The following is a 24,208-nucleotide window of genomic DNA, read 5'->3' as shown; positions in this document are numbered from 1 at the left end:
ACCTTTCATTGCATGACAAAGCCGGTAAACAGCACTTGTTCTATTACGGGGGAAGAGACCAGATCCTTGAGGACCCGGCGACACTCTTCCAATGAATCCTGACGCAGCTTCTCCTTGCCCTCGAAGGTCATCAGCTGCTCGGCGGTGGCCGCGCTGAAGACCCGCAGCAGGGTCCCTTCGATCAGGGGAATATTCTGTTTGGCCAGGGTCTCGTCAGCGGCCCCGCGCACCATCAGCTGGATCTTGATCTGCACCAGCCGATCCCGCTGCCCGCCCGCCACATTGAATACGAAGGGACGCGGCATGCCCACATAGAGGGAGGGCTGGGGCGCACTGGCTTCGGGCTTGGTCTCGGCCGTGTCGGCCGCCGGTTCGTCCGAACCGGCAAACATGAACCAGGCACCGGCCCCGCCGCCACCCAGGAGGATGACGACCAGGGCGATTATCATGATCAGCTTCTTTTTCTTTGCCGCCGCCGGGTCCTTCAGCGTCAGTTCGTTATCGTCTGCCATCCCTTGTCCACCCTAGTCTCAAACTTGTTCGGTATCATAAACTTACTCGGGCAGGCATCAAGCATAGAAATCAATTCCGGCATCGTTTGTCGATTCCACCAGCAGACTCAGGGTGCGAGCCCTGCTCTCCCCCTCCGACGGGTCGCCACCGGCAAAGCCTCCCCCTTGCTGACCCTGACCGCCGAAGCCAGACTGGCCCTGTGATGGCGGCTGTCCCTGCTGCTGTTGCCCCTGCTGCTGTGCCTGTTGTTGCACCACTGTCTGACCGAGCTGGATCCCCTGCCCCGCCAGCATGTCCCGCAGCCTGGGCATGGCCTGCTCCAGCATCTCCCGGGTCTGGCCATGCTGCACCACGAAGTGGACGTTGGCCTGGCTGGAGGCATCCATCTGGATTTGTATCTTCATCTTGCCAAGGCCCAGGGGGTCTAGCTGGATCTCCGCCTGCTGCAGCTTGTCCGCCAGCATCAGGTTCACCTTCTGGTGCAACTGGGCCGGCGCCTCCGGGGTGGCCAGCTTGAGATGCGGCAGGCTCTGGGGCTCCCGCCGCGCACTCACCTCGGCAGCCGGTTTGCCATCGCTGCTCTGGGCATGCTGTAGCGGCTGGCTTCCCTCGCTCGGCTCTGTGCCCTTGGCCTCGACCCCGAGCTGCTTGCCCAGCTCATCGAGCCTGGATTTCTGCGCCGCCGGCTTGAGTTCCGCGGCGGCTCCGACGGCCACCGCGGGTTCGGCCTCCATCTGCTGGATGCCGGCCGAGAGCGCCGTCAGCGAGGCTTGCGGCCCCTGGGACTCGTGACGCGCCAGTGTCTGCTGGGGTGCCGTCAGCACGGGATCCGGGCTGGATGGGGCGGGCTGGGGAGTGGTGCCACTGGCCGCCGGTTCGGCTCTGGGGGCCGCGCTTGGCTTGGCCTCCCGGGCGTCACCTGCCGGGCTCGCCTTGTCGCCCTCGCCACCGGCAGTGCCAGGTTCTGGTGTGGCCTGGGCCCCACCCTGGGGCTCCACCCTGACTACGCCGGCGTCGAAGGCCCTGGCTGTGGCCGCAAAGGCCGCGCTGATCTGTTCGTCATGGGAAACTGGCTCGGACGGCTTCGCGCCCGCCACAGGCCCCTGGCTCGCCGGCGCAGGGGCGGCCTCACCGGCCACCACCTTGGCAAGCAGGGCCGCCCGCGCTTCGCCGGACAAGGGCTCAGTCGCAACCGCATCTGCCGGCTGACCGGCCTTGGGCGCCGCCGTGCTGTTTTCGGCAGTGGCCTGCTCGCTCTCTTGCGGCTCCGAGGGCTGACCCTTGCCTGCGGCGACGGGCACCTTGCCAGCGGCGAGCCCGTTCTCTTCATTTTCAAGGGGGATCGCCTCTGCGCCCTGCCCATCGGCGACCACCGGCGAGGCTGGTACCGTTCCCGCCGTCACAGGCCCCGCAGCCTGTGACACAGGATGCGACTCGGGCGGCAAGTCATTGCCGTCGACGGTCGCCGTCACCTCCTGGGGGGGCAAGGCAGGGGGCACCACCAGGCTGACATCCTGCCTGAGGGAGGCCTGCAGCTGCTGCAGAAAATCCTCTGGGGGAAGCTCGACCTCATCAGATGGCGTCTTGGTGGGCACCTCCTGATCGCCAGTTGCCTCGGCAGACGCCAAAGATTTGGCATCCAAAGTGGCCGCAGCCTGGGCCTCGTCACCCCCTTGACTGGCCGATGGCTCCTGGCCCAGCAGCTGAGCCTTGGCCATGGCATCGGCAAAGGCGGCCTTGCCGTCCGCCAGCGACAGATCCTTTCCTTCCCCCCCGGCGAGGAGCGAGGGCGACAGGGCGCCGTCGGCAGGGATTGCCTGGCTGGGCGCTAGGTTCAACTTGGTCTCTATCATGCTGGGATCCCTGACGACAATCCGGTGATGACCGCACATCCGGGGGGCGGAGGCGGCGTCTTAGCCTGTGTTGGCAATAGAAAGCAAGTTACAGGCCAGAATGGTGATAGCGTCGCAGTATGGCGTAATCGTCCAGCATCTTCTGCTCCTGACGCTGGGCCTTCAGCTGTGCTCGTCCCGCCTGCTTCTCGAGCAGCAGCTCGACGGCCTTGCGCCGCTGCTGGGCTTCGAGCCACTGGGTACGACATTGGGCCAGCGCCTCGCGCACCTGCAATACCCCTTCATACTGCTGGGTCGCCGCATTTTCCAGCTTGTTGATGAAGGCGTGATACTGGCTGTTCTGCTGGGGCGTGATCCCCTGCAGGCCGCGATCCGTCCACTGCTGGTGATAGATCTGGCGGTACTGGTTAAGGGCGTTTTGCTGATCCATGAACAGCTTGAGATCCTGCTGGGCCTTGGCCAGCGCCATGGCGGCCTGCTGTTCGGCCTCCAGCAGTCGGCCCGCCAGCAACGTCAATCCTTTACTCATCACGACACTCCACCGGTTAACGCATCAGCGGCATGGCCACCATGTGCAGGGATTGCAGGCCCTCGTCGTAGGGAACCACCTCGCGCATTTTCTGCTGCAAGAACTGATCCAGATAGGGTTTCTGGATGATGGCCCTGTCGATGCGCGGATCCGATCCCTGGCTGTAGGCGCCTATGGTGATGAGATCCCGGTTCTGCTGATAGAGGGAGTAGAACTGCTTGAAGGCGCGCGCCAGCTCCATGTGCTCCGGGGAGGTCACCATGGGCATGACCCGGCTGATGGATTTTTCGATGTCGATGGCAGGGTAATGGCCCGCATCCGCCAGCTCCCGCGCCAGCACTATGTGGCCATCCAGGATGGCCCGCGCCGCGTCGGCGATGGGATCCTGCAGATCGTCCCCCTCCGTCAGCACGGTGAAAAAGGCCGTGATGGAGCCCTGACCGTCGCTGCCGTTGCCGGCCCGCTCCACCAGCGCCGGCAATTTGGCAAACACCGAGGGCGGATAGCCCTTGGTGGCCGGCGGCTCACCCACCGCCAGGGCGATCTCGCGCTGGGCCTGGGCGTAGCGGGTGAGGGAGTCCATCAGCAGCAGCACATTGAGCCCCTGCTCGCGGAAATACTCGGCGATGGCGAGCGCCGTCTCGCACCCCTTGAGCCGCATCAGCGGCGAGGCATCGGCCGGTGCCGCCACCACCACGGCGCGCTCGCGCCCCTCGGCACCGAGTATCTCCTCGATGAACTCCTTCACCTCCCGGCCCCGCTCACCGATGAGGCCCACCACCACCACATCCGCCACAGAGCCGCGGGTCATCATGCCGAGTAGCACCGACTTGCCGACCCCGGAGCCGGCGAACAGCCCCATGCGCTGGCCCCGCCCCACGGTGAGCACGGCGTTGATGGCGCGCACCCCTACATCCATGGGCTCATGGATGGGACGACGGGCCAGCGGGTTGATGCGATGCTGGGCGAACTGCACCGTCTGGGAGGAGATGATGGGGCCCAGCCCGTCCAGGGGCTGGCCTATGCCGTCTATGACACGGCCGAGCAGGTTCATGCCCACCGGGATGCCGTGATCCTCGGTGATGGGCACCACACGGGCACCGGGAATGATCCCCTTGAGCTGCTCGCTCGGCATCAGAAACAGCCGATCGCCGGAGAAACCCACCACTTCGGCCTCCAGCATGCCATCCTGGGTATCGATGCGGCAGAGGGCCCCGATGGCGGCGCGGCAGCCGATGGCTTCCAGGGTCAGCCCCACCACCCGGGTGAGTTTGCCCGCCACCGGGGGTATGGGGGCGAGATCGCGGACCCGGTAGCCTTGCAGTCGACTGAGCAGGGATGCTGTCATCGCACCTCCAGAGAGAAAGGGGAAAGAGGCCGAGACAAGGAGCCTGCCGCCATTGTCACCAGGCCGGGAGACAGTACGCAGCCGCCTGGATTCCCTGTACATAACAGGGAAAGGGTGTCAGTCGGCATTGTCACGAAGGAAGTTGCGCAGTAGTTGATCGATGCGCCCCGAGAGGGTCAGATCGATGCTGGAGAGTTCGGTGGCCAGCTGCAGATCCCCCGGGGATAGGGTGGGGTCGCTTTGCAGCCGCCAGTGACGCCGGGCACACTCCTCGGTGCCGAAGGCCTGCTCGACCCGGGCCACGTCATCCGGGTGCAGCATCAGGGTGACCCCCTGCTCGGCGGCGGGCAGCAGGGCAAGACCCTGCTTGAGGGCCTCGAGCAACAGTTTTGGGGAGGTCTCGGCCTCGTGGCGGATGAGGGCGCGGGCGAGCTGCTGGACCAGGGCGATGAGCTGCTGCTCCACGGCGCTGTCCTGCTCGCTCAGGGGATTGGCGAGGCGGGAGACTAGCCCCTGCCAGTGGGCAATCTCCTGCTCCACCTGGTCGCGGCCCAGGGCCAGCCCCTCTTCGCGGCCCTGCTCCAGACCCGCCTGATGACCCTGCTGCAAGCCTTCCAGCTTGCCCTCCTCCAGCCCCTTGGCAAAGCCGGCCTCTCGCCCCTCGGCCAGCCCCTCTTCCCAGGCGGCCTGGCGGATTGCTTCCACCTCTTCGGCGGTGATGCTGGGGGTCGGCTCCTCCGGCTGCTCTTGTGGCGGCATCTCGTCCGCCTGCTCCTGGCGATACCAGTCAGGGCCGAGCCCCAGGGCATTGCTCTGGATCTCGGATTCGACCTCCATCTCGGGCCAACCCCAGGCTTCCACCCGGGTCTCGTCCGCCTCGGGTCTGACATAGCCCCGCAGCTTGCTGTTCTTGTTATTCATGTGCGAAAGACACTCCTAGGGTGCAGGACGAAGGGGGCGACATCATCGCACATTCCATTGCCCATGGCTTAGAGGAACTCTTCGCCACCGCCAGCCCCCAGCATGATCTCGCCCGCGTCCGCCAGACGGCGGGCGGTGGAGAGGATCTCCTTCTGGGCGGCCTCCACCTCTGAGACCCGGATCGGCCCCATGGCTTCGAGATCGTCCGCCAGCATCTCGGCGGCCCGCTTGGACATGTTCTTGAAGACCTTCTCGCGCATCTGGTCGTCCGAGCCCTTGAGGGCCCGTTGCAGCAGATCCCCCGGCACTTCCCGCAGCAGGGTCTGGATGCCCCGATCGTCCACGTCGATGAGGTTCTCGAACACGAACATCAAGTCCTGGATCTGCTGGCTCATCTCCTCGTCCGACTCGCGGATGGAGTCCATCAGCTGGCCTTCGATGTTGGTGTCCAGGTAGTTCATGATGTTGGCGGCGGCCTTGAGGCCACCCATCTTGGCCGCCTGGGCCCCCGCCGCACCGGCGAACTGCTTCTCCATGATGTCGTTGAGCTCTTGCAGCGCCGCCGGTTGCACCTCTTCGAGGTTGGCGATACGCATCACCAGATCCAGGCGCACCTGCTCCGGGAACTGGCTCAGTATCTCGGCGGACTGCTCCGGCTCCAGATAGGAGAGCACTATGGTCTGGATCTGCGGGTGCTCGTTCTGGATGATGCTGGCCACCTGGCGGGCATCCATCCACTTGAGGGAGTCGAGGCCACGGGCGCCGGATCCCAGGATGATCTGATCCACCAGGTTGCTGGCCTTGTCCTCCCCGAGCGCCGCCACCAGGGCCTTGCGCACGAAGTCTTCGCTGCCGATGCCGATGTTGGTGTATTTCTGGATGTCGTCGATAAATTGACGATGCACCGCCGCCACCCGGTCGTGACTGAAATCCGACATGGAGGCCATGGACATGCCGAGCCGCTGCACCTGCTTGGGCTCGAGATGACGGAAGATCTGGGCGGCATCCTCCTCGTTGAGGCTCAGCATCAAGACCGCCGCCATCTCCATCCCGGCCATCTGGTCGAGGATCTGGCGCTGGTTATCGGTAATCTCGTTACCGGTGACTTGGTTTTTCTTCTCTTCAGGCATCTCGGTTCGTTACCCATTCTTTGATGACCTGAGCGGCCAGGTCTGGTTCATTCGCTACCAAGGCACGCACGGCCTTGAGCAGGTCCTCGTCACGGTGCAGGTCAGGCAGCTTGAGCTGGCCATCCCGCAGGCCGAACACCGGCTCGGCCTCGGCCTGGGCTGCCAGCAGGCTCAGCTCGTCATCACCACCCAGCACTGTGTGGTTGTCGAAGTCCAGCTCCCCTTCCGGCTTGGCATCCGGGTAGAGCAGGCGCTTGAGCATGGGCCGCACCACTGTGACGATGAGCACTATGATGACCAGCACCGAGGCGGCGATGCGCACCGCGCGCCAGAACCAGGGCTGCTCGTAGATGGGCATATCGGCCACGGCTTCCAGCTCGGGGCGGTTGAACGGAATGGCGACCACCTCCAGGGTGTCTCCCCGGGTCACGTCAAAGCCGAGGCCGCCGCTGAGCAGACGGCGCAGGGTATCGAGCTCGGCCTGGCTGCGGGCTTCCCGGGTGACGGCACCGTCGGCGCCGGGAGTGGCCTTGAAATCCACCGCCACCGACACCGTCATGCGGCGGATGCCGCCCTGCTGGCGCCGGATGTGGCTGACCGTGGTGTCCAGTTCGAAGTTGCGGGTCGCCTCCTTGCGGGAGCGGCCGGAAGAGCTGGTTCCCCCTTCCGCGCCGGCGGCCTGCTCGGGAATGCTGGAGGCGGCGGGCGGCTGATTGGTGAGCGCGCCTGGCACACCGCCATTGTTGCCATTGGCGCTGTTCTCTTCCACCGTCATCTCGGAGCGCACGGCCGGCAGGTCCGGATTGTAGGTCTTGCGGGTCTGCTCCTGCTGGGAGAAGTCGAGGGAGAGATCCACCTCCGCCGTATAGTTGTCAGCCCCAAGGACGGGGATCAGGATGGCGTCAATTTTTTGTTTGTATTCGAGCTCCTGCTTCTGCTGCATCGCAAACTCCTTGCGAGTCTGGGCAGAGAGCGGGTCTTGGGAGCCGGAGTTGAGCAGACGACCGTTCTGATCGGTCACTGTGACGCGGGTCGGCTCCAGGCCGTGCACGGCGGAGGCGACCATGTCGACGATGGAGTCCACCTCCCCCTGGCCCAGCGCTGCCCCTTTCAGGCTCAGCACGACTGTGGCGCTCGGCTTGCGTTCGTTGCGGGCGAACACGTTGTCCTTGGGAATAGCCAGCAGCACCTGGGCCTTGGCGACGTTCTGGAACTGCTCGATGGCGCTCGCCAACTGGCGCTCGCGGCTCAGTTTCAGACGCTCGCTCTCCATGCGCTGGCTGACCCCGAAGCTGGAGTCCTTGAGCAGTATGGCTTCGCCATCGTTGCTGGCCTCGCTGCTGCTGGCGAGGCCAGCGCGGGTCAGGCGCAGCCGGATGTCCGCATAATTCTCGGCGCTGACCAGCACGCTCTTGCCATCGACCTGATAGGGGATCTTCTGCTGATCCAGGTAATCCAGGGTGGAAACCAGCTCCTGGGTGTTGAAGGTGCCGAGGGGACGCATCTCCGGCTCCTTGCCCCACAGCAGGATGAAGACGGCGATGGCCAGGCAGATGGTCAACCCCAGGATCAGGGTGATCTGCCGCAACACATCGGTGTTGGACAAAAAGCCCAGGGCCGAGCTCTTCTGCTCGTGCTCATCGAGGGCGGCAGCCCCCTCGTTGTTCATCAGCAGATCGCCGTTTGGATCGTTAGCCACTCTTCAGGTCCTTATTGCTGACATCTTCATGATGATCTGTCGTCAAAATTTATTGAGATCTCTTATTGCCGACATCTTCACGATGTTCAGTCGCCGTGATTGATTGAGATCGCTTATACCGGCATGTTCATGATGGTCTTGTAGGCATCGACCATCTTGTTACGCACCTGCACCGTCGCCTCGAAGGCGATGGAGGATTTCTGCCCGGCGATCATCACCTCGGACAGGTCCACCGACTTGTCGCCCATATCGAACCGGGTGCGCAGATCGTTGGCGCTGCCCTGCAATTCGTTGACGTTGTCGAGGGCCTGCTGCAGCATCTGACCGAAATCCGAGTTGACCGGACGACCGGGCTGGGTCAGCGGCGTGGCACCGGCTTCTACCTTGAGTGCCTGCATCTCTTGCATCAGGCTGCTTGCGCTTATTTCCATCTTCCCTTCCCAGACAAATCATTGACACTGGCAAGCCTTAAGCAATTAGAGTGCCAACCGGGAAGAGGGTGCAGGCCGCCGGTGCCAAGGGGCAGCCACAAGCGGGCGCCCTGGTCCCGGCTCATGTCACCCCAGCACCAGCTTCAGATAACCGAGATGCAGATCTCGGTGCTCGTCCGCTGGCAGCTTGACCAGCACCTCGTCGTGCAGGAAGTGCGCCTTCTCGGTGGCCTGCACAGGAGCCACCAGGCCCACCGCTACCAGCCTGGCGACGATGGCGAGCGCCAGCGCCATGGTCCCCTCGTCCGCCCGTCCCCAGCCGAAGGTGACCCCCTTTGCCGCCCCTTCCATCAGGGGCTCGACCTCATCGCCATTGACCCAGAGGACCATGGGGCTGCCCTCCTGCAGCCGCAGATAGATGCTCTGCCGCTCCCACTCCCGGCGCCAGTCCACGGCAGATTCAGATGCCTGGGTCATACCACTCTCCTTGTTTAACGACTGTGTCTTGCTTCGCCCATGAAAAAGAGGGCCGAAGGCCCCCTTTTTACTGCAAGTCAGGTCATTTAAACAGGCAGTATTTCAACATGATAAAAGAAAAATACCGGATCGCTGCCAGCGACCACCATCACTTGTTCAGATCGTCATCCAGCCAGTATTTGGAACCCGAGATATTGGCATCGAGCAGCAGTCCCTTCTCCCCTATCTGGTAGATGGCCATGCCGCCATTGTACTTGGCGGTCAGCTCGGCGCTCTCCTTGCCGGCCACGGCACCCACTTCGGAGGTGGCCTCCCAGCCCTTGTTGACGAAGGCATCGAACCTGGCCTTGTCTTCAAACAGCACCACCTGCTGGTAGAACTTGCCCCCCATGCCGGCGGCCAGCCCGGCACCAAACATCTTCATATAGGTGTGCTTGCCCGTCTTGCGATTGATGGCAACCCCGGATCCCTGGTTGGTGTGCACCATCAGGGAGAACTTGCGCGAGTCGAACACCGCATAGCCGTAGGCCTGGTCAAACAGCAGCTTGGCGGAGGGTTGCTCGTTGAACAGCCGCACCAGGGCGGTATCGGCCATGGTATCCAGGGCGGTTCTGGCCTCAGCGGGGGTCTTGGGTTCGAGCATGGTGTCGAGCTTCTTGTCGGCGGCCGTCAACCACTCCTTGCCGGTGGCGGCGCTCTCTTCCGACCAGGCGCCCGCCTTGTTGTAGGCATCGGCTCCCCAGCTGGAGACAGACTCCCAGGTCGCCTTGGAGAAGTCGGTGATCCCCTGCCAGGCTTCCTTGCTGGTGTCGCTCACCGCGGTGCCAAGCTCGGAGGCCGCCTCCTTCAATTTCGCCCAGTCGGCATGGCTGGGGCCAGATGCAAGTGCCAGGATGGCGGCAATCAACCAGGATCGGCTCTTCATTGTGTGCTCCTTAAATATCCCATCAGCGGACATGTCACCCTATCAGATTTAAGCCAACTCAAAGAAGTCCTGTGTGCTTGTCCCCTCCACCCGGGTCAACCAGGGCCAGGCTTCCCCGGCGGCGAGGGGACGGCGGCCACCGCCCTCATGCGCAGGCACAGCCTCCCTGACGACAAGGGACAGAAGCTGACCGTAAATATTGTTCGGCCTGACAACCTCGGTTGTATAGTTTTTGGTTAGCCATTCCGGTAAAATCCGCGCCCTTGAATAAGAGCCACCTAAGAGTGATTGAGCGATGTCCAACACAAAACAGGCCCCCAAAGTAGGATTCGTCTCCTTGGGTTGCCCCAAAAATCTGGTCGATTCCGAGCGTATCCTGACCCAGCTGCGTACCGAAGGGTACGATGTGGTGCCCAGCTATGACGATGCGGAGCTGGTGGTGGTCAACACCTGCGGCTTCATCGACAGCGCGGTACAGGAGTCGCTGGAAGCCATCGGCGAGGCCCTGGCCGAAAACGGCAAGGTGATAGTCACCGGCTGCCTCGGCGCCAAAGAGAACCAGATCCGCGAGATCCACCCCAAGGTGCTCGAGATCACCGGCCCCCACGCCTATGAAGAGGTGCTGGGCCACGTCCACAAATACGTGGCGAAGCCGACCCACAACCCCTTCACCAGCCTGGTGCCGGCCCACGGCGTCAAGCTGACCCCCCGTCACTACGCCTACCTCAAGATCTCCGAGGGCTGCAACCACCGCTGCACCTTCTGCATCATCCCCTCCATGCGCGGGGATCTGGTGAGCCGTCCCATCGGCGAGGTACTGGCCGAGGCCAAGCGCCTGAAAGAAGCCGGCGTGAAGGAGATCCTGGTCATCTCCCAGGACACCTCCGCCTACGGCGTGGACGTCAAGCATCGCACCGGTTTCTACGACGGCATGCCGGTCAAGACCAGCATGGTCGCCCTGTGCGAAGAGCTGGCCAAGCTCGACATCTGGGTGCGCCTGCACTACGTCTACCCCTATCCCCACGTGGATGACGTCATCCCGCTGATGCGCGATGGCAAGGTATTGCCCTACCTGGACATACCGCTGCAACACGCCAGCCCGCGCATCCTGAAGCTGATGAAGCGCCCGGGTACCGTCGAGCGCACCCTGGAGCGCATCCAGAAGTGGCGCGAGATCTGCCCCGAGATCACCCTGCGCTCCACCTTCATCGTCGGCTTCCCCGGCGAGACAGAAGAAGAGTTCCAGATGCTGCTGGACTTCATCGACAAGGCTGAACTCGACAGGGTTGGCTGCTTCAAATACAGCCCGGTCGAAGGCGCCAAGGCCAACGAGCTGCCGGATCCTGTGCCGGAAGACGTCCAGGAAGAGCGCTTCCAGCGTTTCATGGAGCTGCAGCAGCAGGTCTCCGTTCGCAAGCTGGCCCGCAAGGTCGGCCAGGAGATGACAGTGCTGATCGACGAAGTGGACGAAGAGGGCGCCACTGGCCGATCCTTCGCCGACGCCCCCGAGATTGACGGCCTGGTCTACCTGAACGGCGAAACCGATCTGAAGCCCGGCGATCTGGTCAAGGTCCGCATCGACGAGGCGGACGAGTACGATCTGTGGGCCAGCCTGATAGGCTAAGTCCGCAGTCCACGATGGCGCCTGCCCGACAGGCGCCAATAAAAGAGCCAGTCAGTGACCCTGACTGGCTTTTTTTATTGATAGTACGAAATGGTTATGCGCGCTGAAGCGGGGCGCCAGGCGTCACCGGGTCAACGCTTCTGACGAGGGCTAGATGCCGGTATCCGCCACCATCACCAGAACATGAACGCCTTTATCATTGACCTCCTCAAGGGCCTTGAAACCATGACGGCAATAAACGCCACCGGTCAGGTTTTCGGTTTGCAAGTACAGCTTGCTGATCCCCGCCCTGCGAGCGCGGCTGAGGATCTCTGTTACCAGCAAGGAGGCGACCCCCTGCCCGCGCGCTTTTTCAACGACATATACCCCACCTAACCAATATTCGTACTCGGGAAATATCGCCATTTCACGGATCTTGAGCTCGGCAGCCCCCACCCATTCACCGGCCTGGCGCGCCAGTACGATCAGCGGAGCCCGGTCAACCTGGGTGGCCGCCATGACCTTGGCCAGCACCTGATCTTGAGTAAAGCGACCACTGTCGCGGCACCATTCGTCAAAATACCATGAGGCAGCCACGACTGCGGCAGATGGCGCATCCGCCAGTAACAACAACTCCATAAAGCCTCTTTTTCGTATAACCCCTGACCGGCTGGGGAAGGATGAACACGGCGAGGCGAAACCCAGGGTCGCACCCGCGAGCGGCGGCCTCGCCAGCAGCGAGGCTCCGAGACCGGCATGCTCTAGACAAGGTTATCGAATGGATATCATAACCAGCCGGGGAGTGGAAGGGATCGGGAGCCAAGGCGTACTTTCCCGCCATGACCCAGCAACCGGTTCTGCAGCTGGCGCGGCAGATCGGCCGGGGTGAAGGTAAAGGCGGTCTTGGCCTGCCCGGTCTAGGTGAACTCCTGGGTCAGGATCCCGAATAGGGAGCCCAGATTGGTGTCCAGGATCGCCTGGATATTGTCACCGAACACGAAATTCCAGTTGCCCGTGGTGACATGGATGTCGGACCCCTGACCGACCACGGCAAAGCTGAAGGCCAGCTTCTCGTTGGCCTGGCCCACCCGGCTCAGAGGTACCCAGCTATGACGATGCGGAGCTGGTGGTGGTCAACACCTGCGGCTTCATCGACAGTGCGGTACAGGAGTCGCTGGAAGCCATCGGCGAGGTACTGGCCGAGGCCAAGCGCCTGAAAGAGGCCGGCGTGAAGGAGACCCTGGTCATCTCCCAGGACACCTCCGCCTACGGCGTGGACGAGGTCCACATCGACGAGGCGGACGAGTACGATCTGTGGGCCAGCCTGGTCAAGTAATCCGCTAACGGATGTGGCGCCCGAAGCCAGTCAGTGAATGCTGACTGGCTTTTTTAATGCCCCTAATCAGCCAACACAAAAATCCCTTGGCAGCCGGCGCCGGGTCCTTGCGCAAATAGGACGCCCCCCATCATCACCCGACTCACCGGGAGATGCCCCTCAGTGAGCCAGCGCACAGTTCTGCCCCTCACCCCGGTTCGCTTGTTTCAAGCTCAAAAAAAGCCACTGAAGGGGAGCAAAAACGAGCACGATCCACCTCACACTATCGTCTTTGAATTGTCATAAAGGGTGACTTGGTACTTTGTGAGAATTAATGCAAGCGTATAATTTAAAAGGATTAAAAATAGAGTTTGACGATAATGACGAGAGAGTCCGAGTTTTTACGATATCGACGAAATGAAGAGTTGTTGTTTTCCTGTTAACTCTGCTTTTCTAAGGGCGTTGGATGACACAACTACAAGGGTGCAAAACCTGACCAACATTGAGGGCCGGCATCCAAGCATGGGATCCGGTGCTCCATTCCAAAACCATGGAAGACCAATAAGAAAGGAAAAAATATGCTTGCCAAAGTATCCAAAATCGCTACCTCAGTCATGCTGGGAACCCTGATGCTCGGTGCCGCCGGTACCGCCATGGCCGCCGAGAACAAGACGGTGCTGACCCTGGTCGCGCAACAGGAGACCGCATGGGTCAAGAACTTCAACCCCTTCCTGCAGGCCGGTCTGCTGCACACCACCCGTCACTTCATCTACGAGCCGCTGGTGATCTTCAACGATATGCAGGGTGGCAAACCCGTCTATCGTCTGGCCACCAACTACGCCTTCAGCGATGACCTGAAGTCGGTCACCTTTGACCTGCGCGAAGGGGTCAAGTGGTCCGATGGTGAAGCCTTCACCGCCGACGACATCCTCTTCTCCTTCAACCTGGTCAAGGCCAACAAGGCGCTGGACGAGCGCTCCATCTGGACTCAGATCAAGGGTGTCGAGAAGCTGGGTGAACACAAGGTCAAATTCGACCTGGCCGAGGTCAACACCAACGTGGTGAACGACCTGGTGCTGGTGCCCATAGTCCCCGAGCATCAGTGGAAGTCGGTAAAAGACCCGGTTGCCTTCACCAACGACAAGCCGGTCGGCACAGGTCCCTTCACCGAAGTGGACAACTTCTCCGCCCAGCTCTATACCCAGTGCCGCAACCCGCACTACTGGGACAACGCCAACCTCGCCATCGACTGCCTGCGCATGCCGCAGATGGCCACCAACGACCAGGTACTGGCTGCTGTGATGAAGGGTGACGTGGACTGGTTCGGCTCCTTCGTGCCGGACATCGAGCGCCTCTACGTCGGCAACGATCCCAAGAACAACAAGTACTGGTTCCCCGCCTCCGGCACAGTGGCGTTCAACGTCAACTTCCAGAGCAAGAACCCGGGCAATAACGAAGCCTTCAACGACATCAACTTCCGCCGCGCCTTCTCCATGGCGATGGACCGCCAGTCCATGGTGGACATCGCAGGCTACGGCTACCCGACCGTCAACGAATACCCCTCTGGCCTTGGCAAGGCATTCGCCTCCTGGGACAACCCGGACGTCGAGAAGAAATACGGCAAATACAACAAGTTCGACCTGGAAGGTGCCAAGGCTCTGCTGAAGGAAGCGGGCTACAAGGACTGTGACGGCGACAAGTTCCTCGACACCCCGAGCTGCAAGAAGATCGAGTTCAAGGTGCTGGTACCGAACGGCTGGACCGACTGGGTCAACACAGTCCAGATCGGTGTGGAAGGGCTGCAGGCGCTGGGCCTGAACGCCAAGACCTCCACCCCGGAAGCCACCGTCTGGACCGAGAACCTGATCACAGGTGACTTCGACGTCGCCCTGCAGGGTTACTTTGCCGGTGCCAACCCGCACAAGTACTTCGAGACCGCCTTCCACTCCCGCAACATGGGTGAGCGCGGCAACCGCTTCGCGGCGCCCCGTTACAAGGATCCCGAGCTCGACAAGCTGATCGATGACTTCACCCAGACCGCCGATGCGGCCAAGCAGAAGGAGATCATGTTTGCCATCCAGGAACGCGTCGGTGCCAACCAGACCATAATCCCTGTGTTCAACAACCCGACCTGGTACGAATACAGCACCAAGCGCTTCAATGGCTGGTTCAGTGCCGACAACCCGGTCGCCAAGCCGCAGGTACACCCGGACACCCCGGAACGTCTGCTGCACGTGTTGTCACTCAAGCCAAACAGCTAATCACCTCGGCCCCCTGCGGGGGGCCTTTTTCCCCGCCATGTCTTCCATTCTCCGTCTTTGCCGGGGTTGGGGGAGCTTTGCCCGGCGCGGGGCAGGCTTGCAGTAAAAGGTATCACCATGGGATTTATACTAAGACGCTTCTCCTTCTATCTGGTCGCCTTCCTGGTGGCCGCCACCATCAACTTCCTGCTGCCCAGAGCCATGCCCGGAGATCCCGTCTCCGTCATGTTCGCCCGGGCCGGCGCCATGATGGAACCAGCCGCCCTCGAAGCCCTCAAGGCCACCTTCGGGTTCGTTGACGGTCCCATCACCACCCAGTTTCTCGCCTATGTGAAGAGTGTCTTCACCTGGGATCTCGGCACCTCGGTGCGCTACTACCCCCAACCGGTCGCCGACGTGCTCGGCCGCGCCATCGGCTGGACCCTGTTCCTGGTGGGCACCTCCACCATACTGAGCTTCTCCATCGGCTCCATCGTCGGCATCTTCGCCGCCTGGTACCGGGGGGGACGCATGGACAGCATCCTCTCCCCGCTCACTCTGGTGATGCAGGCCATTCCGCCGGTGGTGGTCTCCCTGCTCGCCCTCTTCCTGTTCGGGGTCAGTCTCGGCTGGCTGCCCATCGGCTACGCCTACAGCCCGGAGATCCCCGCCGATTTCGGTTGGGAACACATCAAGAGCATCATGCTGCACGCCATCATGCCGGTGGGCACCCTGGCCATGGTGCAGGTGGGGGGCTTCCTCATCACCATGCGCAACAACATGATCAACCTGCTCGGCGAGGACTACATCACCATGGCCAAGGCCAAGGGGCTCTCCAGCAACAGGGTCATCTTCAACTACGGCGCCCGCAACGCCGTGCTGCCCAGCGTCACCGCCCTCTCCATGGCGCTCGGCTTCGTCATCGGCGGCTCCCTCATCACCGAGGTGATCTTCAACTACCCGGGCCTCGGGCTCACTCTCTACCAGGGCATACTGGCCCGCGACTACCCGCTCATTCAGGGGCAACTGCTCATCATGACCATCACCATGCTCAGCTTCAACTTCCTGGCGGACGTGCTCTATGTCTTCCTGGATCCCCGTCTGCGTACAGGAGGCAAATAAGATGCATATGCCGACTATTTTGAAAATCCTGCTGGGCAACAAGAAGGCCGCCTTCGGCCTCGCCATCGTTGTCACCTTCGTGCTGATGGCCCTGTTTGCCCCGCTGCTCGCCAGCAACGAGCCCACCAAGCGGGTCGCCCGCCCGCACCAGCCCCCCAGCGTGGAGCTGGTGATGGGCTCCAACCGCATGGGCCACGATCTCTGGGCCCAGTTCACCAGCGGCGCCCGCATCTCCCTCATGGTGGGCTTCGGGGCAGGCCTGCTGGTCTGCGCCCTCGCCATCGGCATCGGCATCACAGCCGGTTACTTCGGCGGCGTGGTGGATGAGTGCCTCACCTTCCTGATGAACGTGGTGCTGGTGATCCCCAACCTCCCTCTGCTGCTGGTATTGGCAAGCTTTATCGGGGAGGCGTCACCGACGGTGATTGCGCTCATCATAGGCTTTACCTCCTGGGCCTATGGCGCACGCGTCATCCGTGCCCAGACCCTGGCGCTGCGGGAGAAAGAGTTCGTCATCGCCGCCGAAGTGCTGGGGGAGCCGGCCTGGCGCATCATACTGGTGGAGATACTGCCCAATCTCATCTCCATCATAGGGGTGAGCTTCATCGGCTCCATCATCTACGCCATCGTCACCGAAGCGACCCTGGAGTTCCTGGGACTCGGCGATCCGACCGTGGTCAGCTGGGGCATCATGCTCTACAACGCCCAGACCTCCAGCGCCATCCTGGTAGGCGCCTGGTGGGAGATCCTGGCCCCCTGCTTCGCCATCGCCACCCTGGGGGCGGGTCTGGCCATGCTCAACTTCGCCATCGACGAAATCGCCAACCCGCAACTGCGCTCTCACAAGGGTCTGCGCCGCTGGAAACAGCTCGCCGCCCCCGTCCCCCCCATCGCAGCCCAGGAGAAGACAGCATGAGCTCGCAACAACCCCTGCTGTCGGTGCGCCAGCTCTGCGTCGACTACATCACAGAGAGCGGCGACGTGCGCGCCGTCAACTCGGTCAGCTTTGACATAGCCCCAGGCGAAGTCTTCGGCCTCGCCGGCGAGTCCGGCTGCGGCAAGTCCACGGTCGCCTTCTCGGTGGCCCGGCTGCACAAGCCGCCCGCCTACATCAGCGGCGGCGAGATCCTGTTCAAGGGGGAGAACATCCTCGGCTTCGACGACGAGCGGCTGCGCAGCTACCGCTGGCGCCAGGCGAGCGTGGTGTTCCAGTCCGCCATGAATGCCTTGAACCCTGTGCTGCGCATGGAGGAGCAGTTCTGTGACGTGCTGCTGGCCCACAACCCCGGCATGACCCGCTACGAGGCGATCAAGCGCGCCCAGGAGCTGCTGGAGATAGTCGACATCCACCCGAGCCGGCTCAAGGACTATCCGCACCAGTTCTCCGGCGGCATGCGCCAGCGGCTGGTGATCGCCATCGCCATGGCCCTCAACCCCGAGCTCCTGATCATGGATGAGCCCACCACGGCGCTGGATGTGGTGGTGCAGCGGGAGATACTGCAGAAGGTCTACGCCCTCAAGGCGAAGTTCAACTTCTCCATTCTCTTCATCACCCACGACCTCTCGCTCATGGTCGAGTTCTGCGATCGCATCGGCATCATGTATGCGGGCGAACTGGTGGAGGTGGCGCCGGCCAAGGCGATACTGACTGCGCCCCTGCACCCCTATACCAAAGGGCTCGGCAACTCCTTCCCGCCCCTGCACGGCCCGAAAACCGTGCTGGAGGGGATCCCCGGCACCCCGCTCAACCTGCTGGAGGTGCCGGTCGGCTGCCGCTTCCAGGCCCGCTGCGGCAAGGTGCACGATCGCTGCCGTCAGGAATATACCGCCCTCGCCGAGATCCGGCCCGGGCAGCAGGCCGCCTGCCACCTCTATGACTCGGCCGAGGAACAACTGGACCACCCCATCTATCTGGACAAGGCCGCTGGCTGTTAAGGATGTCTGTCATGCAAATCGCCCAAACCGACGCGCCCATCATCGAGGTCCAGCATCTCTACAAGGACTTCGCCGTCAACTCCAATGCCATCAAGAGCGGCAAGATGCGGGCCCTCTCCGACATCACCTTCAACCTGCACCGGGGCCGCGCCCTGGCGGTGGTGGGGGAGTCGGGCTCCGGCAAGAGCACCATCGCCAAGATCATCGCCAAGATGTACAAGCTCTCCAACGGCCGCATCCTCTACCGCGGCCGGGATCTGGAGGAGTTCAACAAGGGCACTGCCCTGCTGGACTATCGCCAGAGCGTGCAGATGGTATGGCAAGACCCGTTCGGTTCGCTCAATCCGACCCACACCATCTACCACCACATAGCCCGCCCCCTGCTGCTGCACAGCAAGGTGCTCGACAAGAAAGATCTGCCGGACATGGTCTATGCCCTGCTGGAAAAAGTGGGGCTGACCCCGGCCAAGGCGACGGCGGCCAAGTATCCCCACCAGCTCTCCGGCGGCCAGCGCCAGCGGGTCAACATAGCCCGCAACCTGGCGGTGGAGGCGGAAGTGGTGCTGGCGGACGAGCCCACCTCCATGCTCGACGTCTCCATTCGAATCGGCATCCTCAACCTGATGGAGCAGATGAAGAACGAGCTCGGCGTCTCCATGCTCTACATCACCCACGACATCGCCACCGCCCGCTACGTGGCGGAAGATCTCGCGGTCATGTACGTGGGGCACATGGTGGAGTGGGGCGAGGTGGACGAGATACTGCACCACCCCCAGCACCCCTATACCCAGTTGCTCATCTCGGCGGTGCCGGATCCCGAGAAGAGCATCCATGCCGAGCTGGAGGGGGGCCGCAAGGGGGAAATCCCGCTCTGGACCCCGGAATCCCGGGGCTGCCCCTTCGCCGGTCGCTGCCATCAGGCCATGCCCCGCTGCAAGGAGAGCCTGCCGCCGGTGACCAAGCTTGCCGACAACCACTTCGTGCGCTGCTACCTGCACGAATAAGCCAGCCCCCCACTCAGGGGGCGGCTTTACCGGCCCGCGACACCTTCACCCGGGCCTCCTCGCGAGGCCCCTTCATTGCCCCAGACCAGGGAGTAAAGCTGGATGGAACTCTTGATCAATCAGGTGGGTTACGATTGTGACGGACACAAGATTGCCCTGCTGCAGACCGCCGCCGACGTGGAGATAAGCGGCCTGGTGCGACTGCGCCGCCTGCATGATGACCGCCTGCTGCTGGAGGTTCCTCTCCAGGCCGCAGGCCAGGTGCCAGGCTGGCAGGGACGCGCCTACTGGCGTGCCGACTTCAGCGCCTTCAAGGAGTCCGGCCACTACCGGCTGGAAGCCATCACAGCACAGGGCATAGTCCGCTCCACCCGCTTTGCCATAGGTCAGGATCTGCTGACCAGCCGCTGCCTCTCCGATGTCATTCACTACTTCAAGGGCCAGCGTGCCAGCGGCGCCTTCGATAGAGCCGACCGCAGCGCCCGCCTGTTTGGCACCGACCAGCGCAAGGATGTGCACGGCGGCTGGTTCGATGCCAGCGGCGACATGAGCAAATACCTGAGCCACCTCTCCTACGCCAACTACCTCAACCCCCAGCAGACCCCATTGGTGGTGTGGAGCCTGCTCAAGAGCCGGGCGCTCCTGGCGACGCGCCGCGACATCGACGGGCTGAACCTCTGCAAGCGGCTCGGTGACGAGGGGCTGCACGGGGCGGATTTTCTCTGCCGGATGCAAGATGAGAGCGGCTTCTTCTACATGACACTGTTCGACAAGTGGAGCAAGGATCCCGAGCAGCGCGAGCTGTGCGCCTACGCCACCCAGCAGGGACTCAAGTCCAACGACTGGCAGGCGGGCTTTCGCCAGGGGGGCGGCATGGCCATCGCCGCCCTGGCCCGGGCCGCCCGCGAGCAGACCGGCGGCGACTTCGATACCAGCCACTATGCCGAGGCGGCCAGGCGCGGCTACCTGCACCTGCGCGAGCACAACCTCGCCTATCTGGACGACGGCCTCGAGAACATCATCGACGACTATTGCGCCCTGCTGGCGGCGGTGGAACTAACCCAGACCCTTGGCCGCGACTGGCTCGGGGAGGCAAGGGAGAGGGCCGGCAGGCTCTGCGCCCGCCAGTTCCCCCACCCCGAGCTTGGCCACTACTGGAGTGCCAATGAGGACGGCTCGCGCCCCTACTATCACGCCGCCGAGGCGGGTCTGCCGGTGCTGGCCCTGCTGGAATACCTGGGGGTCGAGCCGGATCAGGATCGCCGCGCCCGGGTGAGCGCCGTGGTACAGCAGGCGCTGGCCGCCGAGCTGGCCCTCGCCGCCCGGGCGGGCAACCCCTTCGCCCTGGCTCGCCAATACGTGGAGGGAGTGGATGAAGCCCCCCGCATCAGCTTCTTTATGCCCCACCACAACGAGTCCGGTTACTGGTGGCAGGGGGAGAATGCCCGGCTGGCCTCCCTGGCCGCCATGGCCTTCGCCGCGGCTCGCCACTTCCCCCAGCAGAGCCCACTTCTGATGACGTTCGGTCAGCGCCAGCTCGACTGGATCCTCGGGCAAAACCCCTTCAACGCCTGCATGCTGGCGGGGCACGGCATCAACAACCCGAGCTATACCGCCGGTTATCCCAATGCCCTCGGCGGCATCTGCAACGGCATCACCTCAGGATTCGATGACGAGGCTGAGGTGGCCTTCATCCCGGAGGAGTACAGGGATCGGCTGGATCAGAACTGGCGCTGGGGGGAGCAGTGGATCCCCCACGCAGCCTGGTTCGCCCTGGCCATCAGCTGGCAGAGTACGCCGGAGGCTCGTCATGATTGAGACGCACAAGGATCGGCTCGGACATCATTGGCGCAGGAGAGAGCAGTGGATCCTCCAATCATTCAGCCTGGTTTGCCCTGGCCATCAGCTGGCAGAGTGCGCCGGAGGCTCGTCATGATTGAGACGCACAAGGATCGGCTCGGACATCATTGGCGCAGGAGAGAGCAGTGGATCCTCCAATCATTCAGCCTGGTTCGCCCTGGCCATCAGCTGGCAGAGTGCGCCGGAGGCTCGTCATGATTGAGTTCTGGGTCGGGGTCGATGGCGGGGGGACTCACACCCGCGCCCGCATTCGGGACAAGGGGGGCAGAGTGCTGGGAGAGGGGCGCGCCGCGGGCTCCAACCTGGAGCTCGGTATAGAGGTTGCTCACGCCAACGTGCTGGCGGCCATCGTCAGCGCCCGGCTGGCCGCCGGGCTTGGCATCGAGTGCGAACAGCGGATGGGGGTGGGGCTGGCGCTGGCCTCCGCCGAGCTGGCCGACTGCTACCACGCCCTGCTCGAGATGCCCTTCCCCTTCGCGAGCGTGCGGCTCACCTCCGACGCCTTCGGCGCCTGCCTGGGCGCCTTTGGTGGCCGGGAGGGGGCCATCCTCATCGCCGGCACAGGGTCCGCCGGGCTCATCTACCGCCATGGTCAGCTGCATAGCTGCTCGGGGCGCGGCTTCCCCATCTCGGATCTGGGCAGCGGCGCCTGGCTGGGGCTGCGCGCCATCCAGCAATCCCTGCTCTGCCACGACGGCATCCTGCCCCCCAGCCTGCTCGCCGTGCGCCTGCTCGATCACTTCAAGCGGGATCAGGCCGAGGTGGTGCGCTGGGCCGCCCGCGCCATTCCCGCCGACTATGGCCGCTTCGCCCCCTGGGTGTTCGACGCCGCCAGCGACGGGGATGAGCTCGCCAACCAGCTGCTGGACGAAACCTGCGCCCAGTTGCAGACCCTGCTGGAGGGGATGAGGCTGCTGGGAGCCGACCGCATCGCCCTGCTGGGCGGCGTCGGCATGCGCCTGGCCCCTCGCCTGGGTCACCTCAACCTGGTGCCCCCGCAAGCCGATGCGCTGGAAGGCGCCATCCTGTTCGCCCAGTCAAAGGCCTACCCATGCCTGCATCCCTGAGCCCTGTTCGCCCAGTCGGACACCTATCCATGCCTGCACCCCTGAGCACTGTTCGCCCAGTCGGACGCCTATCCATGCCTGCATCCCTGAGCCCTGTTTGCCCAGCCAGAGGCCTATCTATCTCTGCCCCCCTGAGCCCTGCCCGGCGTGAAGCTTGCGCCATAGAGGGCACCACACTGTTCGCCCAATCAGAGGAATACCCATGTCTGCACCCCTGATCCATACCCAGATCGACCGTCGCGACGGTGAAGACGTCTGGTTCCGCTTCACCCTGAGCCAGCTCCCGGCCAGCCCCTGGAAGCTGCACTTCTGCCTGGCCCGCCACATAGATCCCCAGTCGGTGGAGGGGGGCTCCCTGGCGCGCCAGAGCGGCAGCTACAAGGTGCTGGTGCCCCATGAGGGGGTCAGCGAGCTGCGTTTTTGCTGCCGCAACACCCCCATCAAGCGCTACTCCGATCTGCCTCAGGGCTTCTTCCTCAGCCTGACGGACGAAGGCGCCCAGCCGCAGCTGCAACCCCTGGTGCAGGCGGGCCAGGATCTCGGCCTGCCACCGAGCCCGGCGGCGGCCCCCGATCTACCCGAGGTGGAGCCCGCCAACGGCATAGTGCCCCAGCCGGCTCAGCTACGGCTGCCGGAGGGCAACTTCCGCCTGGCCGAGCGGGCCCATGTCAGCGGCCCTGTCTCCCTGGCCCCCCTGCTGGCCCATTTCAACGAGCTGACGGGGCTCGCCCTGACCCAGGATCACGACGCCGAGATCCACCTGGTCGAGGCCCCCCTCCCCCTGGAGGCTTACCAGCTCGTCATAACCACAGAGGAGATCCGCATCCGGGCTGCCGGCGAGGCGGGCTGGCGCCACGGTCTGGTGACCCTGGCCCAGTGGGCCCTGCAACACGGGGAGAGCCTGCCCTGCCTCGAGGTGGAGGACGCGCCCAGGTTCGGTTTTCGTGGCATCTTCCTCGACTGCGCCCGCCACTTTCACTCCATCGCCACCCTCAAGCGCCTGCTCAAGCAGATGAGCCTCTACAAGTTCAACCGCTTCCACTGGCACCTGACCGATGACGAGGGCTGGCGCCTCGAGATCAAGGCCTTCCCCCGGCTGACCGAAGTGGCGGCCTGGCGGGGACATGGCCTGGCGGTCGGCCCCCAGCTCAGCGGCGGCCCCGATCCTTATGGCGGCTACTACACCCAGAGCGAGGTGCGTGAGCTGGTGGCCTATGCCGCCGGGCTCGGCATCACCATCATCCCGGAGATAGACATCCCGGGTCACTGCCACGCGGCCATCAAGGCGCTGCCCGAGCTGCTGCGGGAAGAGGCGGATCACTCCCGCTACCTCTCGGTGCAATATTTTGACGACAACGTGCTCAACCCGGCCCTGCCCGGTACCTATCGCTTCCTGGAGGCGGTGATCGACGAGGTGTGCGCGCTCTTCCCTGGCACTCAGGTGCACATGGGGGGGGACGAGGTGCCGACCGGGGTCTGGACCGACAGCCCCGCCTGTCAGCAGTTGATGGCAGAGCAGGGCTATACCGATTGCCGGGAGCTGCAGGGCCACCTGCTGCGCCACTGCCAGCAATACCTGGCGGCCAGAGGCAAGCAGATGCTGGGCTGGGAGGAGATACTGCACGGGGACAAGGTGAGCCGGGATGCCACCATCTTCGCCTGGACCAGCTTCCAGGCGGGGTTGGATGCCGCCTCCGCGGGCTACCCCGTGGTGATGGCCCCGGCCCAGTCCCTCTATCTGGATCTCGCCTGGAGCCCGGACATCCATGAACCCGGCCTCTACTGGGCGGGGACCCTCAATCTGGAGCAGGTTTACCTATGCGATCCTGCACCGGCCGATTTCCATGCCAACGATAACATCCTGGGGGTGCTGAGCCCCTTGTGGTCGGAACTGATCACCTCTCGCGATCGTCTCGACTACATGTTGTTCCCGCGCATGCTCGCCACGGCCGAGGTGGCCTGGAGCGACCCCGCCCGCAAGGCCTGGGATCACTTCGCCGCCCGCCTGCCCGGCCAGCTGCAGATCCTCGATCAGTTACAGGTGCGTTACCGGGTGCCACAGAGGTAGTGTTATCTTTCTCTTTTTGGCGACCTTTTGGTCGCCATTTTTTTACCACCAAACAACAAAAATCCAACCTGGCCCCTACTTTTACTCCGCCTTTGTTGGCAAAATAAGGCCCCCGATGAGGCCGGGCAAGACGCACTGCGCCCGGGCCTGCATCCGGTTCAACCACAA

The 24,208-nt window shown here is 63.3% G+C and carries 21 protein-coding genes and 1 pseudogene; 10 read left to right on the top strand and 12 right to left on the bottom strand.

The features are described from left to right. Positions 1–5: 5 nt before the first annotated feature. From fliL to AB5Y91_RS20590, 10 genes are all read right to left on the bottom strand, one after another. On the bottom strand, positions 6–512 hold the full coding sequence (gene fliL, locus AB5Y91_RS20635) for a flagellar basal body-associated protein FliL (RefSeq protein WP_234691761.1): 507 nt from the start codon (positions 510–512) through the stop codon (positions 6–8). Between the two features lie 57 nt (positions 513–569). Next, positions 570–2,366 carry a flagellar hook-length control protein FliK gene (locus tag AB5Y91_RS20630; RefSeq protein ID WP_368170663.1) on the bottom strand — a complete coding sequence of 599 codons (1,797 nt, stop codon included), beginning with the start codon at positions 2,364–2,366 and terminating at the stop codon, positions 570–572. Positions 2,367–2,454: 88 nt separating this feature from the next. After that, positions 2,455–2,895, bottom strand: a complete 441-nt coding sequence (gene fliJ, locus AB5Y91_RS20625; protein WP_106887478.1) for a flagellar export protein FliJ — start codon at positions 2,893–2,895, stop codon at positions 2,455–2,457. Between the two features lie 16 nt (positions 2,896–2,911). After that, positions 2,912–4,243, bottom strand: a complete 1,332-nt coding sequence (fliI, locus tag AB5Y91_RS20620; protein ID WP_025326242.1) for a flagellar protein export ATPase FliI — start codon at positions 4,241–4,243, stop codon at positions 2,912–2,914. 117 nt (positions 4,244–4,360) lie between these two features. Beyond that, positions 4,361–5,164: a flagellar assembly protein FliH gene (fliH, locus tag AB5Y91_RS20615; protein ID WP_168235549.1), complete on the bottom strand. Its 804-nt coding sequence runs from the start codon at positions 5,162–5,164 to the stop codon at positions 4,361–4,363. 68 nt (positions 5,165–5,232) lie between these two features. Next, entirely contained in the window at positions 5,233–6,294 is a 1,062-nt protein-coding gene (gene fliG / locus AB5Y91_RS20610; RefSeq protein WP_025326240.1) for a flagellar motor switch protein FliG, read from the bottom strand. After that, positions 6,287–7,993, bottom strand: coding sequence for a flagellar basal-body MS-ring/collar protein FliF (gene fliF / locus AB5Y91_RS20605; protein WP_163136079.1), 1,707 nt, complete (start codon positions 7,991–7,993; stop codon positions 6,287–6,289). Before fliF ends, fliG begins: the two co-directional genes overlap by 8 nt. 113 nt (positions 7,994–8,106) lie before the next feature. After that, positions 8,107–8,424: a flagellar hook-basal body complex protein FliE gene (gene fliE / locus AB5Y91_RS20600; RefSeq protein WP_106887480.1), complete on the bottom strand. Its 318-nt coding sequence runs from the start codon at positions 8,422–8,424 to the stop codon at positions 8,107–8,109. A gap of 126 nt (positions 8,425–8,550) precedes the next feature. Continuing rightward, the gene (locus tag AB5Y91_RS20595) at positions 8,551–8,901 is read right to left on the bottom strand and encodes a hypothetical protein (RefSeq protein ID WP_368170662.1); all 351 of its coding nucleotides are present in this window, start codon (positions 8,899–8,901) and stop codon (positions 8,551–8,553) included. A gap of 148 nt (positions 8,902–9,049) precedes the next feature. Then, entirely contained in the window at positions 9,050–9,826 is a 777-nt protein-coding gene (locus AB5Y91_RS20590; RefSeq protein ID WP_106887482.1) for a hypothetical protein, read from the bottom strand. 295 nt (positions 9,827–10,121) lie between these two features. Here AB5Y91_RS20590 and rimO point away from each other — a divergent pair, with 295 nt between their 5' ends. Next, positions 10,122–11,450 (top strand): 30S ribosomal protein S12 methylthiotransferase RimO, encoded by a 1,329-nt coding sequence (gene rimO / locus AB5Y91_RS20585; protein WP_163156177.1) that lies wholly within the window; start codon positions 10,122–10,124, stop codon positions 11,448–11,450. Between the two features lie 150 nt (positions 11,451–11,600). Here rimO and AB5Y91_RS20580 read toward each other — a convergent pair whose 3' ends face one another. Together AB5Y91_RS20580 and AB5Y91_RS20575 are read right to left on the bottom strand one after the other, a co-directional pair. After that, entirely contained in the window at positions 11,601–12,068 is a 468-nt protein-coding gene (locus AB5Y91_RS20580) for a GNAT family N-acetyltransferase (RefSeq protein WP_368170661.1), read from the bottom strand. A gap of 278 nt (positions 12,069–12,346) precedes the next feature. Continuing rightward, positions 12,347–12,517 carry a hypothetical protein gene (locus AB5Y91_RS20575; RefSeq protein ID WP_368170660.1) on the bottom strand — a complete coding sequence of 57 codons (171 nt, stop codon included), beginning with the start codon at positions 12,515–12,517 and terminating at the stop codon, positions 12,347–12,349. A gap of 11 nt (positions 12,518–12,528) precedes the next feature. Here AB5Y91_RS20575 and AB5Y91_RS20570 point away from each other — a divergent pair. The 9 genes and pseudogenes from AB5Y91_RS20570 to AB5Y91_RS20530 form a co-directional block, all read left to right on the top strand. After that, positions 12,529–12,708 (top strand): annotated as a pseudogene (locus tag AB5Y91_RS20570) (hypothetical protein); the annotation flags it as partial. Positions 12,709–13,322: 614 nt separating this feature from the next. Next, positions 13,323–15,005 (top strand): ABC transporter substrate-binding protein, encoded by a 1,683-nt coding sequence (locus AB5Y91_RS20565; protein ID WP_106887484.1) that lies wholly within the window; start codon positions 13,323–13,325, stop codon positions 15,003–15,005. A gap of 117 nt (positions 15,006–15,122) precedes the next feature. Beyond that, entirely contained in the window at positions 15,123–16,106 is a 984-nt protein-coding gene (locus AB5Y91_RS20560) for an ABC transporter permease (RefSeq protein ID WP_042648440.1), read from the top strand. Position 16,107: 1 nt separating this feature from the next. Further along, the gene (locus AB5Y91_RS20555; protein ID WP_368170659.1) at positions 16,108–17,022 is read left to right on the top strand and encodes an ABC transporter permease; all 915 of its coding nucleotides are present in this window, start codon (positions 16,108–16,110) and stop codon (positions 17,020–17,022) included. Continuing rightward, entirely contained in the window at positions 17,019–18,041 is a 1,023-nt protein-coding gene (locus AB5Y91_RS20550) for an ABC transporter ATP-binding protein (protein WP_005331243.1), read from the top strand. Before AB5Y91_RS20555 ends, AB5Y91_RS20550 begins: the two co-directional genes overlap by 4 nt. Before the next feature lie 11 nt (positions 18,042–18,052). Continuing rightward, the gene (locus AB5Y91_RS20545) at positions 18,053–19,045 is read left to right on the top strand and encodes an ABC transporter ATP-binding protein (RefSeq protein WP_106887486.1); all 993 of its coding nucleotides are present in this window, start codon (positions 18,053–18,055) and stop codon (positions 19,043–19,045) included. 102 nt (positions 19,046–19,147) lie between these two features. Beyond that, a complete protein-coding gene (locus tag AB5Y91_RS20540) occupies positions 19,148–20,863 on the top strand; it encodes a glycoside hydrolase family 9 protein (RefSeq protein ID WP_368170658.1) in 1,716 nt (571 codons plus the stop codon). Positions 20,864–21,099: 236 nt separating this feature from the next. Next, complete coding sequence (locus AB5Y91_RS20535; RefSeq protein ID WP_368170657.1) at positions 21,100–21,972, top strand: BadF/BadG/BcrA/BcrD ATPase family protein; 873 nt, start codon at positions 21,100–21,102, stop codon at positions 21,970–21,972. A 202-nt stretch (positions 21,973–22,174) separates the two neighbouring features. Beyond that, positions 22,175–24,040: a beta-N-acetylhexosaminidase gene (locus AB5Y91_RS20530; RefSeq protein ID WP_368170656.1), complete on the top strand. Its 1,866-nt coding sequence runs from the start codon at positions 22,175–22,177 to the stop codon at positions 24,038–24,040. Positions 24,041–24,208: the final 168 nt, after the last annotated feature.

The organism is Aeromonas sp. R4-3 (assembly GCF_040908275.1).
GTDB lineage: Bacteria > Pseudomonadota > Gammaproteobacteria > Enterobacterales > Aeromonadaceae > Aeromonas > Aeromonas rivipollensis.
The sequence above is the reverse complement of the archived record's forward strand: the minus strand, read 5'-3'. Positions and strand labels throughout refer to the sequence as shown.

What these genes read in the sequence shown, in the direction of transcription:
- fliL (WP_234691761.1), bottom strand. Translation starts at nt 512, where the DNA reads ATGGCAGACGATAACGAACTGACGCTGAAGGACCCGGCGGCGGCAAAG.
- AB5Y91_RS20630 (WP_368170663.1), bottom strand. Translation starts at nt 2,366, where the DNA reads ATGATAGAGACCAAGTTGAACCTAGCGCCCAGCCAGGCAATCCCTGCC.
- fliJ (WP_106887478.1), bottom strand. Translation starts at nt 2,895, where the DNA reads ATGAGTAAAGGATTGACGTTGCTGGCGGGCCGACTGCTGGAGGCCGAA.
- fliI (WP_025326242.1), bottom strand. Translation starts at nt 4,243, where the DNA reads ATGACAGCATCCCTGCTCAGTCGACTGCAAGGCTACCGGGTCCGCGAT.
- fliH (WP_168235549.1), bottom strand. Translation starts at nt 5,164, where the DNA reads ATGAATAACAAGAACAGCAAGCTGCGGGGCTATGTCAGACCCGAGGCG.
- fliG (WP_025326240.1), bottom strand. Translation starts at nt 6,294, where the DNA reads ATGCCTGAAGAGAAGAAAAACCAAGTCACCGGTAACGAGATTACCGAT.
- fliE (WP_106887480.1), bottom strand. Translation starts at nt 8,424, where the DNA reads ATGGAAATAAGCGCAAGCAGCCTGATGCAAGAGATGCAGGCACTCAAG.
- AB5Y91_RS20595 (WP_368170662.1), bottom strand. Translation starts at nt 8,901, where the DNA reads ATGACCCAGGCATCTGAATCTGCCGTGGACTGGCGCCGGGAGTGGGAG.
- AB5Y91_RS20590 (WP_106887482.1), bottom strand. Translation starts at nt 9,826, where the DNA reads ATGAAGAGCCGATCCTGGTTGATTGCCGCCATCCTGGCACTTGCATCT.
- rimO (WP_163156177.1), top strand. Translation starts at nt 10,122, where the DNA reads ATGTCCAACACAAAACAGGCCCCCAAAGTAGGATTCGTCTCCTTGGGT.
- AB5Y91_RS20580 (WP_368170661.1), bottom strand. Translation starts at nt 12,068, where the DNA reads ATGGAGTTGTTGTTACTGGCGGATGCGCCATCTGCCGCAGTCGTGGCT.
- AB5Y91_RS20565 (WP_106887484.1), top strand. Translation starts at nt 13,323, where the DNA reads ATGCTTGCCAAAGTATCCAAAATCGCTACCTCAGTCATGCTGGGAACC.
- AB5Y91_RS20560 (WP_042648440.1), top strand. Translation starts at nt 15,123, where the DNA reads ATGGGATTTATACTAAGACGCTTCTCCTTCTATCTGGTCGCCTTCCTG.
- AB5Y91_RS20555 (WP_368170659.1), top strand. Translation starts at nt 16,108, where the DNA reads ATGCATATGCCGACTATTTTGAAAATCCTGCTGGGCAACAAGAAGGCC.
- AB5Y91_RS20550 (WP_005331243.1), top strand. Translation starts at nt 17,019, where the DNA reads ATGAGCTCGCAACAACCCCTGCTGTCGGTGCGCCAGCTCTGCGTCGAC.
- AB5Y91_RS20545 (WP_106887486.1), top strand. Translation starts at nt 18,053, where the DNA reads ATGCAAATCGCCCAAACCGACGCGCCCATCATCGAGGTCCAGCATCTC.
- AB5Y91_RS20540 (WP_368170658.1), top strand. Translation starts at nt 19,148, where the DNA reads ATGGAACTCTTGATCAATCAGGTGGGTTACGATTGTGACGGACACAAG.
- AB5Y91_RS20535 (WP_368170657.1), top strand. Translation starts at nt 21,100, where the DNA reads ATGATTGAGTTCTGGGTCGGGGTCGATGGCGGGGGGACTCACACCCGC.
- AB5Y91_RS20530 (WP_368170656.1), top strand. Translation starts at nt 22,175, where the DNA reads ATGTCTGCACCCCTGATCCATACCCAGATCGACCGTCGCGACGGTGAA.